This is a genomic window from Microcoleus sp. LAD1_D3 (genome assembly GCF_036702135.1).
Classification (GTDB): Bacteria; Cyanobacteriota; Cyanobacteriia; order Cyanobacteriales; family Microcoleaceae; genus Microcoleus.
In genome coordinates, this window is the sequence record NZ_JAUBSB010000011.1 from 90,337 (window position 1) to 107,587 (window position 17,251).

General features: G+C 45.3%; 20 protein-coding genes. 14 read left to right on the forward strand and 6 right to left on the reverse strand.

All coding sequences use genetic code 11. The features are described from left to right. Positions 1–83: 83 nt before the first annotated feature. Positions 84–1,649: a peptidoglycan-binding protein gene (locus QUA74_RS09050; RefSeq protein ID WP_333327169.1), complete on the forward strand. Its 1,566-nt coding sequence runs from the start codon at positions 84–86 to the stop codon at positions 1,647–1,649. Positions 1,650–1,747: 98 nt separating this feature from the next. On the opposite strand, the gene QUA74_RS09055 is transcribed toward QUA74_RS09050, so the two are convergent. From QUA74_RS09055 to QUA74_RS09070, 4 genes are all read right to left on the reverse strand, one after another. After that, positions 1,748–2,782 (reverse strand): S-layer homology domain-containing protein, encoded by a 1,035-nt coding sequence (locus QUA74_RS09055; RefSeq protein WP_333327171.1) that lies wholly within the window; start codon positions 2,780–2,782, stop codon positions 1,748–1,750. 182 nt (positions 2,783–2,964) lie between these two features. After that, complete coding sequence (locus QUA74_RS09060; protein ID WP_333327173.1) at positions 2,965–3,852, reverse strand: hypothetical protein; 888 nt, start codon at positions 3,850–3,852, stop codon at positions 2,965–2,967. A gap of 139 nt (positions 3,853–3,991) precedes the next feature. Next, positions 3,992–4,597, reverse strand: coding sequence for a DUF1517 domain-containing protein (locus QUA74_RS09065; protein WP_333327175.1), 606 nt, complete (start codon positions 4,595–4,597; stop codon positions 3,992–3,994). A gap of 670 nt (positions 4,598–5,267) precedes the next feature. Beyond that, positions 5,268–5,810, reverse strand: coding sequence for a hypothetical protein (locus tag QUA74_RS09070; protein ID WP_333327176.1), 543 nt, complete (start codon positions 5,808–5,810; stop codon positions 5,268–5,270). Between the two features lie 357 nt (positions 5,811–6,167). Between QUA74_RS09070 and rfbB the strand changes: the two genes are divergently transcribed. From rfbB to hpsJ-A, 4 genes are all read left to right on the forward strand, one after another. After that, the gene (gene rfbB, locus QUA74_RS09075) at positions 6,168–7,274 is read left to right on the forward strand and encodes a dTDP-glucose 4,6-dehydratase (RefSeq protein ID WP_333327177.1); all 1,107 of its coding nucleotides are present in this window, start codon (positions 6,168–6,170) and stop codon (positions 7,272–7,274) included. A 387-nt stretch (positions 7,275–7,661) separates the two neighbouring features. Further along, positions 7,662–8,513, forward strand: a complete 852-nt coding sequence (gene crtA, locus QUA74_RS09080; RefSeq protein ID WP_333327179.1) for a cyanoexosortase A — start codon at positions 7,662–7,664, stop codon at positions 8,511–8,513. Further along, complete coding sequence (locus tag QUA74_RS09085) at positions 8,513–9,181, forward strand: cyanoexosortase A system-associated protein (RefSeq protein ID WP_333327181.1); 669 nt, start codon at positions 8,513–8,515, stop codon at positions 9,179–9,181. Before crtA ends, QUA74_RS09085 begins: the two co-directional genes overlap by 1 nt. 172 nt (positions 9,182–9,353) lie before the next feature. Further along, positions 9,354–10,031, forward strand: a complete 678-nt coding sequence (gene hpsJ-A / locus QUA74_RS09090) for an HpsJ-like protein, cyanoexosortase A-associated (protein ID WP_333327183.1) — start codon at positions 9,354–9,356, stop codon at positions 10,029–10,031. Positions 10,032–10,377: 346 nt separating this feature from the next. On the opposite strand, the gene QUA74_RS09095 is transcribed toward hpsJ-A, so the two are convergent. Together QUA74_RS09095 and rpaB are read right to left on the reverse strand one after the other, a co-directional pair. After that, positions 10,378–11,019 carry a cofactor assembly of complex C subunit B gene (locus QUA74_RS09095; protein WP_333327185.1) on the reverse strand — a complete coding sequence of 214 codons (642 nt, stop codon included), beginning with the start codon at positions 11,017–11,019 and terminating at the stop codon, positions 10,378–10,380. An 83-nt stretch (positions 11,020–11,102) separates the two neighbouring features. After that, complete coding sequence (rpaB, locus tag QUA74_RS09100) at positions 11,103–11,834, reverse strand: response regulator transcription factor RpaB (RefSeq protein WP_071587789.1); 732 nt, start codon at positions 11,832–11,834, stop codon at positions 11,103–11,105. 164 nt (positions 11,835–11,998) lie between these two features. Between rpaB and radA the strand changes: the two genes are divergently transcribed. The 9 genes from radA to QUA74_RS09140 all read left to right on the forward strand — a co-directional run bounded on the left by radA (position 11,999) and on the right by QUA74_RS09140 (position 17,208). Further along, entirely contained in the window at positions 11,999–13,555 is a 1,557-nt protein-coding gene (gene radA / locus QUA74_RS09105) for a DNA repair protein RadA (RefSeq protein ID WP_333327187.1), read from the forward strand. 45 nt (positions 13,556–13,600) lie between these two features. Further along, the gene (locus tag QUA74_RS09110) at positions 13,601–13,831 is read left to right on the forward strand and encodes a type II toxin-antitoxin system prevent-host-death family antitoxin (protein WP_333058140.1); all 231 of its coding nucleotides are present in this window, start codon (positions 13,601–13,603) and stop codon (positions 13,829–13,831) included. A 102-nt stretch (positions 13,832–13,933) separates the two neighbouring features. After that, positions 13,934–14,185, forward strand: a complete 252-nt coding sequence (locus QUA74_RS09115; protein WP_333314620.1) for a DUF4258 domain-containing protein — start codon at positions 13,934–13,936, stop codon at positions 14,183–14,185. Positions 14,186–14,197: 12 nt separating this feature from the next. Further along, positions 14,198–14,437, forward strand: a complete 240-nt coding sequence (locus QUA74_RS09120; RefSeq protein ID WP_333327189.1) for a DUF2283 domain-containing protein — start codon at positions 14,198–14,200, stop codon at positions 14,435–14,437. 60 nt (positions 14,438–14,497) lie between these two features. Beyond that, positions 14,498–15,451, forward strand: a complete 954-nt coding sequence (locus QUA74_RS09125; protein WP_333327191.1) for a WD40 repeat domain-containing protein — start codon at positions 14,498–14,500, stop codon at positions 15,449–15,451. A 46-nt stretch (positions 15,452–15,497) separates the two neighbouring features. Continuing rightward, entirely contained in the window at positions 15,498–16,355 is an 858-nt protein-coding gene (locus QUA74_RS09130; RefSeq protein WP_333327193.1) for a TIGR02587 family membrane protein, read from the forward strand. Next, positions 16,352–16,756 carry a TIGR02588 family protein gene (locus QUA74_RS09135; RefSeq protein ID WP_333327195.1) on the forward strand — a complete coding sequence of 135 codons (405 nt, stop codon included), beginning with the start codon at positions 16,352–16,354 and terminating at the stop codon, positions 16,754–16,756. Before QUA74_RS09130 ends, QUA74_RS09135 begins: the two co-directional genes overlap by 4 nt. A gap of 160 nt (positions 16,757–16,916) precedes the next feature. Next, a complete protein-coding gene (locus QUA74_RS29840; protein ID WP_445302133.1) occupies positions 16,917–17,051 on the forward strand; it encodes an IS1/IS1595 family N-terminal zinc-binding domain-containing protein in 135 nt (44 codons plus the stop codon). Then, entirely contained in the window at positions 16,996–17,208 is a 213-nt protein-coding gene (locus tag QUA74_RS09140; RefSeq protein ID WP_333327197.1) for a hypothetical protein, read from the forward strand. Before QUA74_RS29840 ends, QUA74_RS09140 begins: the two co-directional genes overlap by 56 nt. The last annotated feature ends 43 nt before the right edge of the window (positions 17,209–17,251 follow it).

Genomic DNA, 17,251 nt, shown 5'->3' on the forward strand with positions numbered 1-17,251 from the left:
TCCTAAGTTTGATTATAATAAGATTCTCTCTTTCATCAAAGTTAACTGGTGTATCATAGCACCAAAAATACCCGGTAAAAACTATGGACGGACTGGCCTACCTACATTTAGCTGAAACTTGGGAAACGGCTGCGGGTCAAACTCGATCGACCCACTCAAAAATGCACCTGAATTTAGCATATACTCCTTTACTTTTCTTTACGATCGCTCTCACAATTTTCAATTTAGTCAACCCCGCACTCGCCCTCAAAAAAGGTGATTCAGGCCCAGAAGTGGCAAACCTCCAGAAAACTCTACAAAACGCAGGCTATTTTCGTCGCCAGCCCACAGGATTTTACGGTTCTCTCACCCAGGCTGCTGTGAAAAAGTTTCAAGCAGAGAACAACCTGAAAGTTGACGGAATTGTTGGCCCTAAAACCTTGTCAGCACTGAAAGGTAAGCTGGAAGAGGCGAGTATTGAAGCTGCGGAAAAAATCGCGCCAAATGTCGACCGAACTTCGCCATCTCCTACCGCCACAGATAACACAAACGAACTCGAAGATCCAACTCAAACTCAGCCCCAAGAACCCTCTCTGCCACCATTTAAAACTGAAAACTCCGAGGATAAAGAAAGTGAATTACCAACCCCAAACCTAGTAAATCCTCCCGACAACCCTCAAGGAAAAATGACCTTGAAAAAAACTATTTACGGCAACATTTCGCCCAAATCAATAGTTTATTCGGGAGCGGGTTTGTTTTTTGCTCAAAACATGATGTACCGCCACACAATCACAGTTTACGACAGGAACTTTAAATTAGTCAAGACTATTCCCGATACAGTAAATTTGTCGAAATTCGGCTTTTCTAAATTCAAAGGCAATTATAAAGGCTCTCCCGTAGAAGCGGCTTTTTCAACCGATGGAAAATATGCCTACGTCTCCAACTACAAAATGTACGGTTCGGGGTTTAGCAATCCGGGAACCGACAGGTGTTCTCCAGCGGCCAAACACGACCAAAGTTTTCTGTACCGCATCAATACCCAAACTTTGAAAATAGAAAAGGTAATTCCTGTAGGTGCAGTTCCGAAATTTAATGCTGTTTCGCCTGACAATCGCTTCGCGCTCGCTAGCAATTGGTGCAGTTGGGATTTGAGCGTAGTTGATATCAATAAAAATCTCGAAATCGAGCGAGTTAAACTGGGTGCGTATCCTCGGGGTATTGTTGTTACTCCCGACTCAAAAGATGCCTATGTTGCCGTCATGGGTTCTTCCGATATTGCGAAAGTTAATCTTATAGACTTTTCCGTAGAATGGCTGAGGAATATTGGCAATGCGCCACGTCATTTGACGATCGATCCCAATGGAAAGTATCTGTATGCCACTTTAAATGGTGAAGGAAATGTGGCAAAAATTGACCTAAAAACTGGTAAAGTGGTGGACAAAGTTTCGACAGGGAAAGCACCTCGCAGCATGACAATTTCCGATCAGGGAAAACTGCTTTATGTCGTCAACTATTTCTCGAATACTGTTAGCAAAGTTAGGACGAGCGATATGAAAGTGCTGCAAACAGTGAAGGTTAATTCAAGTCCGATCGGGATTACTTACGATCCGAAAACTAATCAGGTTTGGGTAGCTTGCTATTCGGGCAGCATTATGGTGTTTCAAGATTAATCTAGCTGGTTCGTAGTGAGAAGGCTTCAGTCCTGACTACAAACAAGAGCGATTAAATGTTATTGTGGGGCGTTGCTCTGAGCAACGCCCCTAAAATATTACTTGGGCAACTTTAAAGGCTTCACAACATACTCAGAAGACTTAGCAGGTACTTGGTCTTTTTTGGCCATAGCTTGGTAAATCATGGCTGCTACTTCAGCGCGAGTTGCTGTTCTATTAGGCTGCAAAAGTGTGCGCTTCGGGTGGTTGACAACAATGCCAGCTTCTGTGGCTGATGCTACTTTGTTAACTGCCCATTTCGGCACTTTTGCCCTGTCTGTATAAACTTGTAAAGTTTTGGTTGCTTTTGTTGATGGTTTCAGGCTCAAACCGCTCGCTAAAGCGGCGATGACTTCGACACGCGGAATCTGTTTTTCGGGACGGAACTCATTGTTTGGGTATCCTTTAAGATATCCAGTTTTGACGGTGTGGTCGATCGCAGTAGCTGCAGGACTTTTCTCTTTTACGTCTTTAAAATCAATCGGTTTTCGGATCGGCTTTTTGTCGTCGGACATTCGCTGAATTAAGCGCGCTAGTTCGGCTCGCGTCATCGGTTCGTCGGGACGAAATTTGCTGTCAGTCAAATCAGTAAAGATTTTCCGATCGACTAAGGCTACAATGAACGGACGTGCCCAATATTTGTCTGGAACATCGGAGAATCTAACGGGCCCAACTTTGGGTTTATCTGCTTTCGGTTTATCGCCTTTCGGTTTGGTAATTGCTGGAGCGGGAGTCGATCGCGCAATTGGCGTGGGAGGAACAACGATCACCCCCACCGGAGGATTTTGCGGTAAAATCGGCCCTAAAGATCCCACAGGTGCGACATCCGATTCTGAGGGAATCAGGATTGTAGCGGGCGATCGTACATCCGAATTCGGCGTCGCAGGCGTTAATATTCCCGGGCTCGCGGGTGTGACAGCAGGTTGAGAAAAAACGGCTGGAAATTGCCAATTTCTGGCATTCAATCGATCGGGATTTTTACCTGTTACCCAAAATAAAATTGCTCCCATCGTGCCGAAGGCAACCAAGATAGCAATCAATTCATCCAATCCTAGAGGGTTTCTTTCCCCTGACGGGGGTTGTGAAGAAGACATATTGTCACCTACATACCAATGTAGAAATTAAATCACATATTTTTTGGGTCTGGGGGAAACAGAGAAGGCTAAATCAATTATTCCAAAGTTTTCATTCTCCATACCTGCGGCGGCGTGGCATCGGGAGAATATATAAAATCAACTTTTACCGATGTCAGTGGCTGATTTTGGCAATCTTCTACTCAGCGCCTTCTGCCACTCCCGAAAGAGCGACTCCGACTAGGTTGACGAGAATTTCTGCCACTACCAAAACTCGGCTGCCGCTTGTTTTGATTTTGACGCGGTTGCGGCGATCGCCTCAAAGTGCTGCCACCGTAACCCGAACCGGTTGATCGATTGCCATTTGGCCGTGCTGAGGGTCTTACTGGCTGGTTATATGTGGGCGATCGCAAGCGGCCGGTCGTCCTTAAAACTTGACGGTTTCTCACCTCTGGAGGCGGAGTTCGGTAGCGAGTTTGATATTGGTTAACAGCTTGGCCGTAAGTATTGCCATAGCCGCCATATCCTGTCATAATTCCCGGCTGATAGACTGGTGGCATATAATATTGCGGTCTAAATAACAAACTGCCGATCGCCTGACCGGCAACAGCTCCAGCAAACGGTGCCCAGAAGCCAGATTGCTGCCGCACTACTACGGTTTGGGGCTGACCGGTTTGAGGGTTATTGACAGTTTCAGTCACGTTGTGAACGTACTCAATTTTAAAATCTTCTGTCAAATGCAAAACCGCTTTATTGTTATCCACATTTAGATAACTTTTCTTGCCTGCGGATATTTCTTCATCTGTTAATCGAGCCATTTGCAAATCCCTAGTGCGGTAAACAGGGGGACTGCCGGCGGGAGTATTCAGCAACATTAAACTGTATTCGCCATCCGCATCGTCGTAGGTAGCTTGCTGTACAGAATATTGACCTTGAGTCAAGTTATTATTATTTGGTGCAGGACGCACTGTGTTAATATTTGGATTTCCCGCAGGATTTGTCGAAGTTTGTCTGCTAGGAGAACCGCAGGCGGTTGCCGTCCATAAAAAAGTTAAAGCCATTAAATAAATTGTCAGTCTTCGCAGCATCATAAATAGTAATTTGTAATTTGTAATTTGTAATTTGTAATTTAGCCTGGGTTGTTTGATAATTGCTCCTTCTTCCTTCTTCCCGGCATCAGTTACATCAGTTACATCAGTTACTGAATCCGTTGCCGAACTTCTGCCTTCCTTAAATGGGAATAAGTTCCGGGAAATTGACCAACACTTGCTCGTTGGTAAGTTCGTCTCCCAACTGTGCGGGAGAAAAGTGAACTTGCACAGCTCGGAGCCTTTCTTGGTAATGTAAATTAATCATTGCTTTTAAACCGACTTTCAGCGGGCTGATGTCAGCGAGGTCAGTTTCTAGGGCAGGAACTTCGCCTTCATACGCAACTGTCAGCATCACCACCACATTTCTAGTTACAGGCAAAGACAAGGGGGAATTTTTATCGTAAACAGATGTACTGTATTGAGGCTCGCTGAGATAGCGATCGGCTGAATCAGTGAAAAGTTCATCCACATAATCGCCGGCTTCGCCTTCATTCCAAAAAACATCGCCTTCATTGGCGGCTGATTGCCAGTAGTTGTCGTACTGCAACAGGTGATTGCAAATTTCTACAAGACCTTCTCCTAAAACTGCTATGTCGCCATCGGCATCAATTGCTTTTCTGGCGGTGCGGTTGAGAACTCCTAACAGCGGTGCAACTTCTTCGCCTGTTAGGTGAACGAACACCCGGCAAACTGCCAGTCTAGTTTTACCTGTAAATTGATTGAATCGATCGCGCCAAGCATTCATAATAACCTATAGTTGTAATCTGTAGGGCTATATTTCCCACGATAGCAGGGGATTTGAACTCTTGCCGTCTACCCTCAGATTGATCTGAAGAGCATTTTTAGCGATCGCCTCGGCAGCCTACTGTCTCGCTTTGACTCATCTAATTTTATAGCAGTTTTCAATCGAATCAAATACAGTAAGAAAACGACACAACCCATTAGTATCAACTTAAGTTCAAACCCAGCCACATACTGCTGTTTGACTATTAAGCTTAGATCACCCTGGCGCCCCCCTTAAGAAGGGGGGAACCGGAAAGGCTCAAAGTCAACCCCTACTCCCCTTATTAAGGGGGATTTAGGGGGATTTGGACTCAGGTAAAAGCGATATTTCTCAAGGTTTTTAGACTTAAGTTGACACCAATGGATACAGCCTTGTCCTAACGGGTTCTGCGACTTTTAATAAGTGATATAAAATTGATGATTGTAGCCAGAGTTTTTTGAATTGATATTAATTAAATGCTCGTTTGCTTAGGCGGAATATGATATTGTGTGCTATCGATTCATTTGTCTATTGTTGGCAGTGCTTCGCGATCGCCCGGACAAGAAATTGTAGAGTAGATAATTTCAAGTCAAAAAACCTCCAATCTTGCAAGATTGGAGGTGCGCTAAACGAATACTTTGGTTTGAGATAACTATTTGACGATCGCGCTTTGGACTTGTTCGATCGCAATTTCAGAACTCAACTCGGCAACTGGCGAAACCGGCAAATCCAGCTCACCGCCCGGAGCTTCTGGGTGTTCGCGAACGGCTGCAACCGCATCTGCTGACTCAGCTACAGCACCCGCCGGCGCCAAATCCAGCAAGGCGGGAACTTCCATGCGTCCAGAAACATCTGCATCTGCGATCGGAGCCGACTCTTCAAAAACTTCAAAATTATCGGTCATCGCAGCGCAAGCAGCAGAGGCGCGCTTGCCGGCACGGTAGCTCATGTAGGCCGCACCGCCACCAAAAACTCCAGCCAAACCTAGGAAACCGAGAGCTGCTGTTTTGTAGGATTTCCACGGATTGATTCGCTCCGAGCCGCCGGAACCTAGGAGCGTTGTCGCAGAACCAGATTTAGCCGCCCCAGATTTGCTGTAGGAACAGGGGAAAGCAGATGCGGCGTCACAAACAGCGATACTGCTTGCGATCGCGACGACGGAAGCAATGCCAGCTAACACTTGAAACTTCTTCATGGTGCTCTGGAGATTGTAAAGGATAATTAAAAAATTAATGGTAACAGCTCTTTACAAATGTATCAACTCTGGGCGCAGCCCATATCGCGGATCGATCGCAAAAGTCAGCTATAGCGTCACGCAATTCAAATTTTAAATTGCCCGCTTAAACATCTGGAATGGTTGCTATGTAAGCGTTTGGGCTAACAGATCGGTGGAAGTTCAAGTTTTGTTAACCAATACTTGGATCGCGCCCAAATTAGAACATCTGAGGTGAGACAGTAGAAAATTTAGTTACAGACTGGCAAACACTTGGTGACAAACTACTTTTAAGGCTACTTTTGTAAAGGCTTAGTTATTGGAATAACTCTTATTTTTATGACAGACAACGCGACTCAAGGCATTGAGCGAGATCCACGCCGATTGTTGGTGACGGGCGGGGCTGGATTTATCGGCTCGAATTTTGTGCATCACTGGTGCAACAGCTATCCGGGCGATCGAGTAGTCGTACTCGACGCTTTAACCTACGCCGGAAACCGACAAACCCTGGCAACTTTGGAAGGAGGCGAAAATTTTCGGTTTGTGCAGGGGGATATTTGCGATCGTACCCTAGTCGATACCTTGCTCAAAGAAGAAAACATCACCACCGTCGCCCACTTTGCCGCAGAATCCCACGTTGACAGGTCAATTATCGGGCCTGCCGCCTTTGTTCAAACAAACGTTGTCGGAACCTTCACACTTTTAGAAGCCTTCCGCAAGCATTTTGAAGCAATTGATGAGCCCTCTCTCAAAGCACCAATGCGCTTCCTCCACGTTTCTACCGACGAAGTTTACGGCAGTCTCGGCCCCGATGACCCAGCCTTCACAGAAACAACTGCCTACTCCCCCAACAGTCCCTACTCAGCCTCCAAAGCTGGCAGTGACCACCTCGCCCGCGCCTATTTCCACACCTACGGCGTCCCGACAATTATCACCAACTGTTCCAACAATTACGGCCCCTATCACTTCCCAGAAAAGCTGATTCCATTAATGTGCATCAATATGCTATTGGGCAAACCGCTGCCAGTATACGGCGACGGTCAAAACGTGCGAGATTGGCTTTACGTTCTCGACCACTGCCGTGCTTTAGATGCCGTTATTCACCGTGGTCAGCCTGGGGAAACCTACAATGTTGGCGGCAACAACGAGGTAAAAAATCTCGATTTAGTCAAAATGCTGTGTCAGCTAATGGATGAATTAGCTGAGGATTTACCCGCGCGTCCTTGCGAACAATTGATCACATTTGTCAAAGATAGAGCCGGGCACGATCGGCGTTACGCTATTGATGCCAGCAAAATTAAAACTGAGTTAGGTTGGACTCCCTCAGTAACCGTTGAAGAAGGTTTGCGGCAGACGGTAGAATGGTACTTAGCCCATCGAGAGTGGTGGGAACCCCTGCTTTCGGAGGAATATCAAACTTACTACCGGAAAGTCTACTCTCATTAATCTACTCCTGGACGCACGGGCTACCAAAAACCAGCACCGGTAAAAAACTGGTTTTCAAGCTCAAGAGTGCGTCCAAGAATGGTTTCTGTCTTGCGTTCAAGCTTTACATTTAAACTCTAGGCGCAGAAACCGGGTTTGAGGGAGGAAAATTTTTAGTTGAGTGCGATCGATCAGAGTTAAAAAACCTGTTTTCTTTGGTTTTTGCGCCTAACTTCAGAATTACTTGAGTGAAGGTAATTATCACACATATTTACTCTTGTCAATCTTTGTGAAGATTTAGTGAAAAATCATCACAAACGCATAAATTCAAGTGTTTGTAGCTGATAATTTTAATAGAGTTACAAGGTTAAGTATGTTAGAAGCTTTTAGGAAAAACACAAAGCAGCAATGACCGAAATCAACTGGCTCAAGCACGTCCAAGAACCTAAATACTGGCTGTTAGGCATCGCCTCCGGTTTGATTGCCCTACACCTAACTCTGACTTCCCGAACAAACGACACAGACCTGTTCGGTACAATGTTACTGTTTTGGGGAGTCGTAGCATTTCTCATTTGGGAAAGGCACGAATCCTTAACTTTTGAAAGCGGAATTTTCGCCAGCTTCTTTGGGTCATCGTTAATTGCTTTAATATTGCTCAAAAGTTCGTCGATATCGGGATACGACTTTTTTATCAGAGCAACGCCTTTTTTGTGTGGAATCAGTCTCGCATTGCTGGCTTCTGGAACAAAAGGACTCAAACAATATTGGCAGGAACTTCTAATTCTTGGCTATACAGCTATTCCTCCCGGATTGATCGGAGTATTCGTTGATGTCCCCAAATTAACCGCTAAATTTTCAGCTTTCATCCTGCACTATCTAGGATTTGAAGTGGTGCGGAAAGGGGTTTTTCTAATCCTGGAGAAGGGAAGCGTGGAAGTGAATCACGGCTGTTCCGGGGTGAATGCGATGCTACAATTGTTAGGACTAGCTCTGGTTTTTTTACTGATGTTTCCTACCACTAAGGGTCAGAAAATGGTATTGCCATTCGTGGCAATAATTACTGCATTTGTAGTGAATGCCGCGCGCGTTGGTCTCCTGGCCGTGCTGGTATCGCTATCTCAACCCGAAGCATTTAAATACTGGCACGAAGGAAATGGTTCGGTAATCTTTTCTATGATTGCTGTATTTATTTTCGGGTTATTCTGCTGGTTCGCAATTTTGAAAGACCAACCCCCAAATCAGGAAGGACAGAATTGCTAATGGCTATTACCTCTTGGAAACCACTTAGGCTTTCCCTGTTGGCTGTTACTTTGGGAGGCGTTTTGTTGGTTGCCGGAAAATTGGTTTTCTATCCATCGGACGGCAAGAATGTGGCAACCCCGTTTGAGTTTCCCGAGTCGGTGCCTCTAGCCGATTGGAAACTAAACAAGAGCGCGCTTCTGAAAATTAAGGAAAATTCAGAATTCAAAGCTGCCAGGAAATATGAATATCAAAAAAATAGCATGGCTCTAGAAATAGAGATGCGCTATGCGGTAGACAGCATTGGGGATGTGGAAGGTATGATGAAGGGACATACTATTCTCAAGTCGTATCCTGGTAAACTAGCATTGGCAAACACTCAAAGCGCGGGGTTTCACGGAATTTTGCAACAGCAAAATAGACTGTATTTGAGTTCGTGTATCAATCCTAATGGCAGTGCTACAGTAACTTCCCAACAGTTTAGATATAATCGAAATACTCGCGATTGGCAGCCAAACCGTATTCTGTTTTGGTTGTTGGGTAGGGGAAATATTCAAGACCGACGCTGTTTGTGGACTCAGATGTCTGTGCCTTTGGATAAAACAACTCCAGAAAATGCCAAAAAAATTCTAGAGAATGCTTGGGTTTCTTGGTATGAGTGGTGGCAGCCGCGATTCCCCGAACCTTGACTCGATTCTGTCGATTTTAGCTTTTAGCTTTTAGATTGACTCCACAGGGGAATCTGGAAGCTTGAACAAGAGTCTAAAATTTTTGACTCTCCACGACTGTTGTCGGGGACTTGTATCCGTTCTTTGGGCGGGGTCAAGAGAGATTTTTCTTAACAACAACTCTGATTATTTTATGAATGACTTACAAGGCGAACAAGGTTTTTCTATCTACAGACTGCGTTGGATTGGCTACGGCCTATTAATTTTGTCTGTATTAGATACGATCGCAGTTCTTATACCAGCCAATTTTGGCAATCGTCTCTGGGAATTGCAAACGATTGGGGCTGTAGTGGAACGGGTGCCAGTTCCTTTACTGGCAATGGCGCTGATCTTTTTTGGAGAAGGGTACGATCGCAGAGGTTTGGAAGACGTTTTTTTGAAGGTTTTGTCTTGGGTGTGTCTGCTGCTAGGTCTGCTTTTTCTGTTGATGCTACCTTTGGGAATTTTTGGCACTATCTACGTCAACAACCAAAACAACCAGCAAATTACTACTCAAGCAAACCAACAATTAGCTCAGTTGCAGCAGGTGGAAGAACGGCTGAATAAGGGTAGTCCTGAAGATTTAAGGAATTTGGCGGGGGAACTTACCCGTTTGGGGGTACCAGCGGATACGCAAAACCCACAGCAATTGAAAGAGCAAATTCTTTCTAGAATTACTCCGGCTAAGGAACGGTTACAGACGCAAAGTGCTGCGGTTCAGTCAAATCAGCGCGTGGGGTTATTTAAAAATGCTATTAAGTGGCTGCTGGGCGCGCTGATTTCTAGTGTTTTGTTTTTTACGCTGTGGCGCGGTACTGACTGGGCTCGGTAGTAGTTTGGAGTTTTGAGTTGAGAGTTTTGAGCTAGTAAGGTGCGCCTAGCGCACCCGGAGAGCGTTGTTGAGGACTAAGAGCCGCCCTGTGCACGCAGCCGGCTCAGGAGTGGTGAAGAATACCCTCAAACCCTGCAAATTTTGTTGGGGGAAGCGCTCTTGTTCTTTTCAAAAGATATCGGTAATAAATCTTGTTTATTGCCGATAGCCAACACCTAGAATGAGGCAAATCCGTCGTTAGCGCAGCCCTCGAAGACGATCGCACCTTGATAGGGCTGGAATTGTGCAATCCACAATCCAAAATCTAAAATCCACAATCTAAAATCTAAAATCTAAAATCTAAAATCTAAAATTGATTGATGGTATTTTCTAGTTTGTCGGCAATCCCTTCAATCCAGTTTTCATCTTGTTTTGTGTAGCTGCGGGGTGCGTTAGCACCTAAGATTAAAACGCCTTGGCTGCCGATCGGCTGACAGATAACTCCTTGAGTATTTTCTGGCAAATAGTCAAATTCAATTTTGCCGGGATAAATATTGAGATTTACTAAATAAATTGGTTTGTTTTTGTCGAGCACTCGCTGCAATATCGGTCCTGGTTTGACTTCGGGATTGATGCCTAAAATACCGCGCCGCAATAAAACTTTTCCTTGATACACAATTACGATCGACCTTGTGGCGGTATTTGTCAACAGCAAACGCGACGCCCAGGCTAATTCTATTTTCACAGCATCCGGCAAATCCGGCGCAAATTCAAAACCTTCTTCGCCGATAAGTTTTACGGAATCCGGCGATCGCGCTTGCACCTGCTGCCACAGCAAACCTGTTAAAATCAGCAAAGCGCTAATAATTACTCCCAAAGCGTCCGATCGAGCTTGAGAATCTGTAATTTGCTCTGTCAACAAGCGGTTGACCATTAGCAGCGTACCTGCTAACCCTCCTGCAACTAAGGGCAATTGCCGCAAAACTCTATTGGGATCAGATTTTGTCATTAGTCATTAATCATTAGTCATTAGTCATTGGTAATTGGTAGTTGGTAATTTAACTAATGCCAACTGCCAACTGCCAACTGACTTTATCCTACTTCTCCAATTTCGACAATTCGCTGGAAGAGATAGCCGGTCCCACGGGCGGTGAGAATTAATTCGGGATTGCTGGGGTCGTCTTCCAACTTTGCCCTAAGCCGCGAGATGTGAACGTCCACTACGCGGGTGTCTACGTGGCGTTCGGGCGTGTATCCCCACACTTCCTGCAAAATTTCTGATCGCGAAAAAGGCTCTCCAGAACGGCTGACAAGCAGTTCTAACAAGCTGAATTCCATGCCCGTGAGCCGAATTCGTTCGTCGCCTTTGTAAACTTGGCGCTTGTTGGTGTCAATCCTAATATTGGTGACGTGGATGACTCCGGAACTGGGAATGCCTGATGCTCCGTTTTTGTCAACCCGGCGCAGTACCGAACGGATGCGGGCTTCAAGTTCTTTGGGAGAGAAAGGTTTGACGACGTAATCGTCGGCGCCCAATTCTAAACCGGTGATGCGATCGGCTACGTCTCCCAAAGCGGTTAGCATGATGATAGGCACGTCTGACTCTTTACGCAACTCCTGACAGACGCCATAACCGTCGAGCTTTGGCATCATCACGTCCAAAACCACTAAGTCGGGTTCGGTGTTGCGAAATGTTTCCAGAGCTTCTTCGCCGTCAGCAGCGGTGACGACATCGTAGCCAATCATGGAAAGGCGAGTCTCCAGAATGCGGCGGATACTGGCTTCGTCATCGACTACCAGAATTTTTTCTTTATGGTTTTCCAAGTTACCGAGCACTCCTTAAGTTACATTTCAGATAATGTTATTTTTTTGTACCCTATCATAGAAGACACAAATTGAATCATGTGTAAGGATGGGTCTGAAAGCTTGATAATTGCTTTAACTCAGACTTTTCTAAATGTTAGGGTGACTATTTATCATAGTAAACAATGCCTAAGCCTCGAATACAATATATTTGTCGGGAATGCGGCTATGATTCACCACAATATTTTGGCAGATGTCCTAGCTGTCAGAAGTGGGATTCTTTTGACGAGCAGTTAGAGCAACCTACTGCTGGTGTGCCGCGGGCTGGTTTAACTGGGGTGACAACTAAGACAGTGGGCGGTTCGCCCCCTGATAAGTCGAAGGGTCAACCAAGGGTATCTTTCAGATTATCGCAGATTTCCGACCAAACTCAGTCTCGCTGGCCTTCTGGTTACGGGGAGCTCGATCGAGTTTTGGGAGGCGGGATTGTTCCGGGCTCGCTGGTGTTGATTGGGGGGGAACCGGGAATCGGGAAATCGACGCTGCTGTTGCAGGTGGCGAATATGTTGGCCCGCAAGGATCGGATACTGTATGTCAGTGCGGAGGAGTCCGGCCAGCAGGTGAAGTTGCGATCGCAGCGTTTGGGCGTGGCTAATCCGGTTGAATTGTCAAGTAATGGCGGACATAAATCTGGCAGTAACGGGGAAGTTAAAACAGATTTTGAGGACAATTCAGCGGAGAATTTCTATTTGCTTCCAGAGACGGATTTAGAGGTTGTTTTGCGGGAGTTGGAAGCGCTGAAACCGAATGTGGCGGTGATTGACAGCATCCAAACTATTTATTTTGCTAGTTTAACATCGGCTCCGGGTTCGGTGGCTCAGGTGCGGGAATGTACTTCGGCTTTGATGCAGGTGGCGAAAAGGGAAAATATTACCTTATTTATTGTCGGTCACGTTACGAAAGATGGAGCTTTGGCCGGACCGAGGGTTTTGGAACATTTGGTAGATACTGTACTGTATTTTGAGGGCGATCGCTTTGCTTCTCACCGACTTTTGCGATCGATGAAAAACCGTTTTGGCGCGACTCACGAAATCGGTGTTTTTGAAATGGTAGCCAACGGTTTGCGAGAAGTAAATAATCCGTCGGAGTTGTTTTTAGGGAATAGAGATGAATTTTCTCCCGGTACTTCGACGACTGTTACTTGCGAAGGAACTCGACCGATTTTAGTGGAGATTCAGGCGTTAGTCAGCCCTGCGAGTTTTGGTTCGCCGCGTCGCACTACTACTGGTGTGGACAATGCTAGATTGCAGCAAATTTTAGCTGTTTTGGAGAAAAGGGTGGGGATTCCTTTATCTAAATTAGATGTGATTTTGGCAACGGTTGGCGGGTTGAAGGTGGATGAACCTGCGGCGGATTTGGCAGTTGCGATCGCCGTTGTGGCCAGTTTTCGCGATCGGGTAATCGATGCGCGCACAGTTTTGCTTGGAGAAGTTGGTTTGGGGGGACAGGTGCGGCCGGTTTCCCAATTAGAATTGCGGCTGAGGGAGGCGGCGAAATTGGGTTTCAAAAGGGCGATTATTCCTAAAAATCAACCGGTTCCGGAGTTGGGGATGGAGATTATTCCAGTGGCTAAGGTAATCGATGCAATTATTGCCGCGATTCCTGCTACACCGGCTCAGTTGCAGTCTGGTGATCTGGAATTACAGTCTGTTGATTTGGAGGAAGAAGATTTGTTTAATTGAGTTAGAATACAGATGTTTGAAATTGATAGTAAGGAGCCACGAATTATGTATCAAGTAGACATTGTTGAGGCAAAAGAAAAGCTTCTGGAATTAATCGAAGCGGCAATGAGAGGCGAAGAAGTTGCGATTACTCAAGATAACCAGCCTGTTGTAAAATTGGTAGGAATTCCCAAACAAGCTAAACCCAATCGGCAAGCAGGAAGTGCCAAAGGAATGGTTTGGATGTCCGATGATTTTGACGAACCGCTAGAAGAGTTTAAGGAGTACATGGAATGAGATTGTTGTTGGACACTCATGCCTTTATTTTGATGCTTATGCGCGGCTGTGGTGAATTAAGTTAGTGCAAAAATAAAGAGGCAAAAAGGAGGTAATAGCAACGTGAGCGTTAGATTACATCCCCATGCTCAAGCACGATTGATTGAGCGAGGTGCAACTGAGGCAGAAGTAATTGCTACTGTTGAAAGTGGCACAACTTTTCCGGCTCAATTTGGCCGAACCGGATTTAGGCGCAACTTTTCCTTCAATGCTGAGTGGCAGGGAAAAGTTTATGCTATGAAGAAAGTGGAGGCGATCGCAGCCCCAGAAGGCGAAGACTGGATAATTATCACTGTAATTGTCAAATTCTTTTGAGCAGGAGGTTCCATGAAACTGACTTACGATCCAAGATACAACGTAGCTTATATATACCTGAAAGAAAAAACCACACAGGTAAAAACTATCCAGGTTAGCGAGCAAATGAATGTGGATATTGCCCCCGACGGTACTATTTATGGAATTGAATTACTCAATGCCAATCAACAATTAGGGGCGGATAGTCAAGGAAAACTGATTGTTGTCAACGAAGCTTTAGGAGAATATTCCGAAATTCAGCTTGCACTTTAATGGCATTGAAAACAATCAGTAAAAATGTGGTTGCTGGATGAATGCTAGGAGTAATATCAAATGATTCAAACTAACTGGCAATGCGTACACACCCTTTACGGGCATTCAAGCTCGGTAACTTCTGTTGTCATCACTCCAGACGGACAGACTGTAGTTAGCGGAAGTGCTGACAGCACAATTAAGCTGTGGAACCTCAACACAGGGCAAGAACTTCACACTTTATCAGGACATTCACAAGGGGTTAGATCCATTGCCCTCGCCCCTGATGGACAAACTCTTGCTAGCGGCAGTAAGGACAAAACTATCAAGCTTTGGAATCTCAGCACTAAAGAGGAAATTTACACCATCACCGGACATTCAGACATAATTACTTCTGTAGTTATCAGCCCCGACGGGAAGACTCTGGCAAGTGCCAGTGAAGACACAACTATCAAACTTTGGAACCTTAGAAATGGAGAAGAAATTCGGACTTTAAAGTGGCCAGTAGAAGTATTTTATAGTTTAGATATCTTATTCAGCCATGACGGAAATATTTTACTCAGTAGCAGTGGAGATGATTGTGTTTCTCTAAGTGCAGTAGCTTTTAATTTAATCACAGGAGATGAAATCTGGACAAAGAATTGGCAGGAGGGTATGGACTCTGTTTGTGCCCTGGCTGTCCGCCCTGATGGAGCAACTTTTGCTACCTTAGACTGTGCCGGAACTATCAAGTTGTGGAATCTTGATACAGGAACAGAAATTTATACTCTTGCGGAAAATTCAATGGGAAGCTTCTGCTTAGCTGTTAGCCGTGATGATAAAATTATCGCAACTGGTGGAAGCGATGGTGAGAACGCAGATTATGATAGCGAACCCGGAACGATAGAACTTTGGAATCTAGAGGCTAGAGAGAAGATTTGTACTCTTTTAGGACACACATGGGGAGTTTACTCTGTGGCTTTTAGCCCGGATGGGCAGACTCTGGTTAGTGGAAGTGATGACAAAACTATCAAGATTTGGCAACGGGATTTATAAGCACGGGAAATTTTGTATAATTTTTAATTGGCCTTTTAACTGAAAAATGAACCAGAGAAAAAAACAGCGCAAAAATCAGTGGTCAAATGAACTAAACGACATCATTCGAGGTGCATCGGGCGGCTTTTTGTTCGGAATTCCCCTGCTTTATACGATGGAGGTTTGGTGGATCGGTTCGTATACTACACCAGCGGAAATGTCGATCGCGATCGCAACTACTTTTCTCGTCGTTTTCTTGCTGACTCGCACGGAAGGTTTTCGCAAAACTCAAGACATCCGCTGGCTAGATGCTGCAATCGATACCGTAGTAGCGATCGCCATTGGCATTGTTTGTGCGGCTTTTATCCTATTTTTGCTCAGGGAAATTACGCCGGAGACTCCGCTGCATGAAACTTTGGGGAAAATCATCTTTGAAGGCCTGCCGTTTGCCTTGGGAGTAGCCCTGGCCAACGGTTTCTTGAGCGGCGATCGCTATCAAAGTTCAGACAGTGAACAGGAACCTACAATTAATGCAACTCTAGCAGATATCGGCGCTACTTTAATCGGCGCGATGATCATTGCTTTTAACATCGCCCCAACTGACGAAATTCCCATGCTAGCGGCAGCTATTTCGCCGCCTTGGCAATTAGCAATTATCGCCACTTCGCTGCTAATTTCTTACGGTATAGTATTTGTAGCAGGCTTTACTTATCAAGCAAAAAGGCAGCAGCAGCAAGGGATTTTTCAGCGTCCCCTCAGCGAAACTGTCATGGCCTATTTAGTGTCCCTGGCGGCTTCTGCATTTATGATGTTTTTCTTCCACAAACTCACTTTTGACGACCCGTGGTCGCTTTGGTTGAACTATACGTTAGTATTGGGATTGCCGGCGGCTGTTGGCGGCGCGGCGGGGAGGTTGGCGGTATGAGTGAAAGCAATAACGAACAGCAACACAAAAGAACTTTTGCTGAATGGGTGACATTTGCGATCGCCTGCTTGATCCTTTTTACCCTCACCGGACTCGTAATCTACAACTGGGTGACTAAAAAAGACGAACCTCCGATTATTTCTGTCACTCGGAACACGCCTATTCGTGAAACTCAAGGGCAATTTTATGTACCGTTTACAGTGACAAACACGGGCGGCGAAACGGCAGAATCAGTTCAAATTAGTGCCGAACTGCGGGTCAACGGCGAAGTTGTGGAATCCGGCGACCAACAAATTGATTTTTTGTCAAGTGGCGAAACTCAAGAAGGAGCTTTTATCTTCAGTCGTAACCCCAGTCAAGGTGAATTGATTGTGCGATCGAGCAGTTATAAACTACCTTAGTAGTGCTAAAGAAGTAAGGATACATTGTACCGATCTACAAAATAGCCGATGGCACCGATGTCATTTTCTAGCGATTAGGAAAAAGACAAGGTTTTTCCGGTAGTGCCCTAGAAGTAATGATGCTAGATTAGCAGTAGTTCTTGCTAATCTATCCCTGACTATGCCTCTTTGTCCTAACTGTTCTTCTTGCCAGACTGTCAAAAACGGTCGCATTCACAACAGTAAACAACGGTTTAAGTGTGTTAAGTGCGTTAAGTGCGATCAGCAGCAATTCGTTGAACCTCCGCATTCATAAAATGATTGCCCAGCAGACAAAAGAACTAATTGAGCCATTGTTGTTAGAAGGTATTTCACTTGCCGGGATTGCTCGTGCGATCGAGATTTCTCAGCAATGCCTCCAAACTTACGTTAATGAGAAATATGCTGAGGTATCCCGAAGCCTGATTGATTGAAGCCCTATGAGAAGCAAGTTATTTACCTGTCTTTTTACTCTCC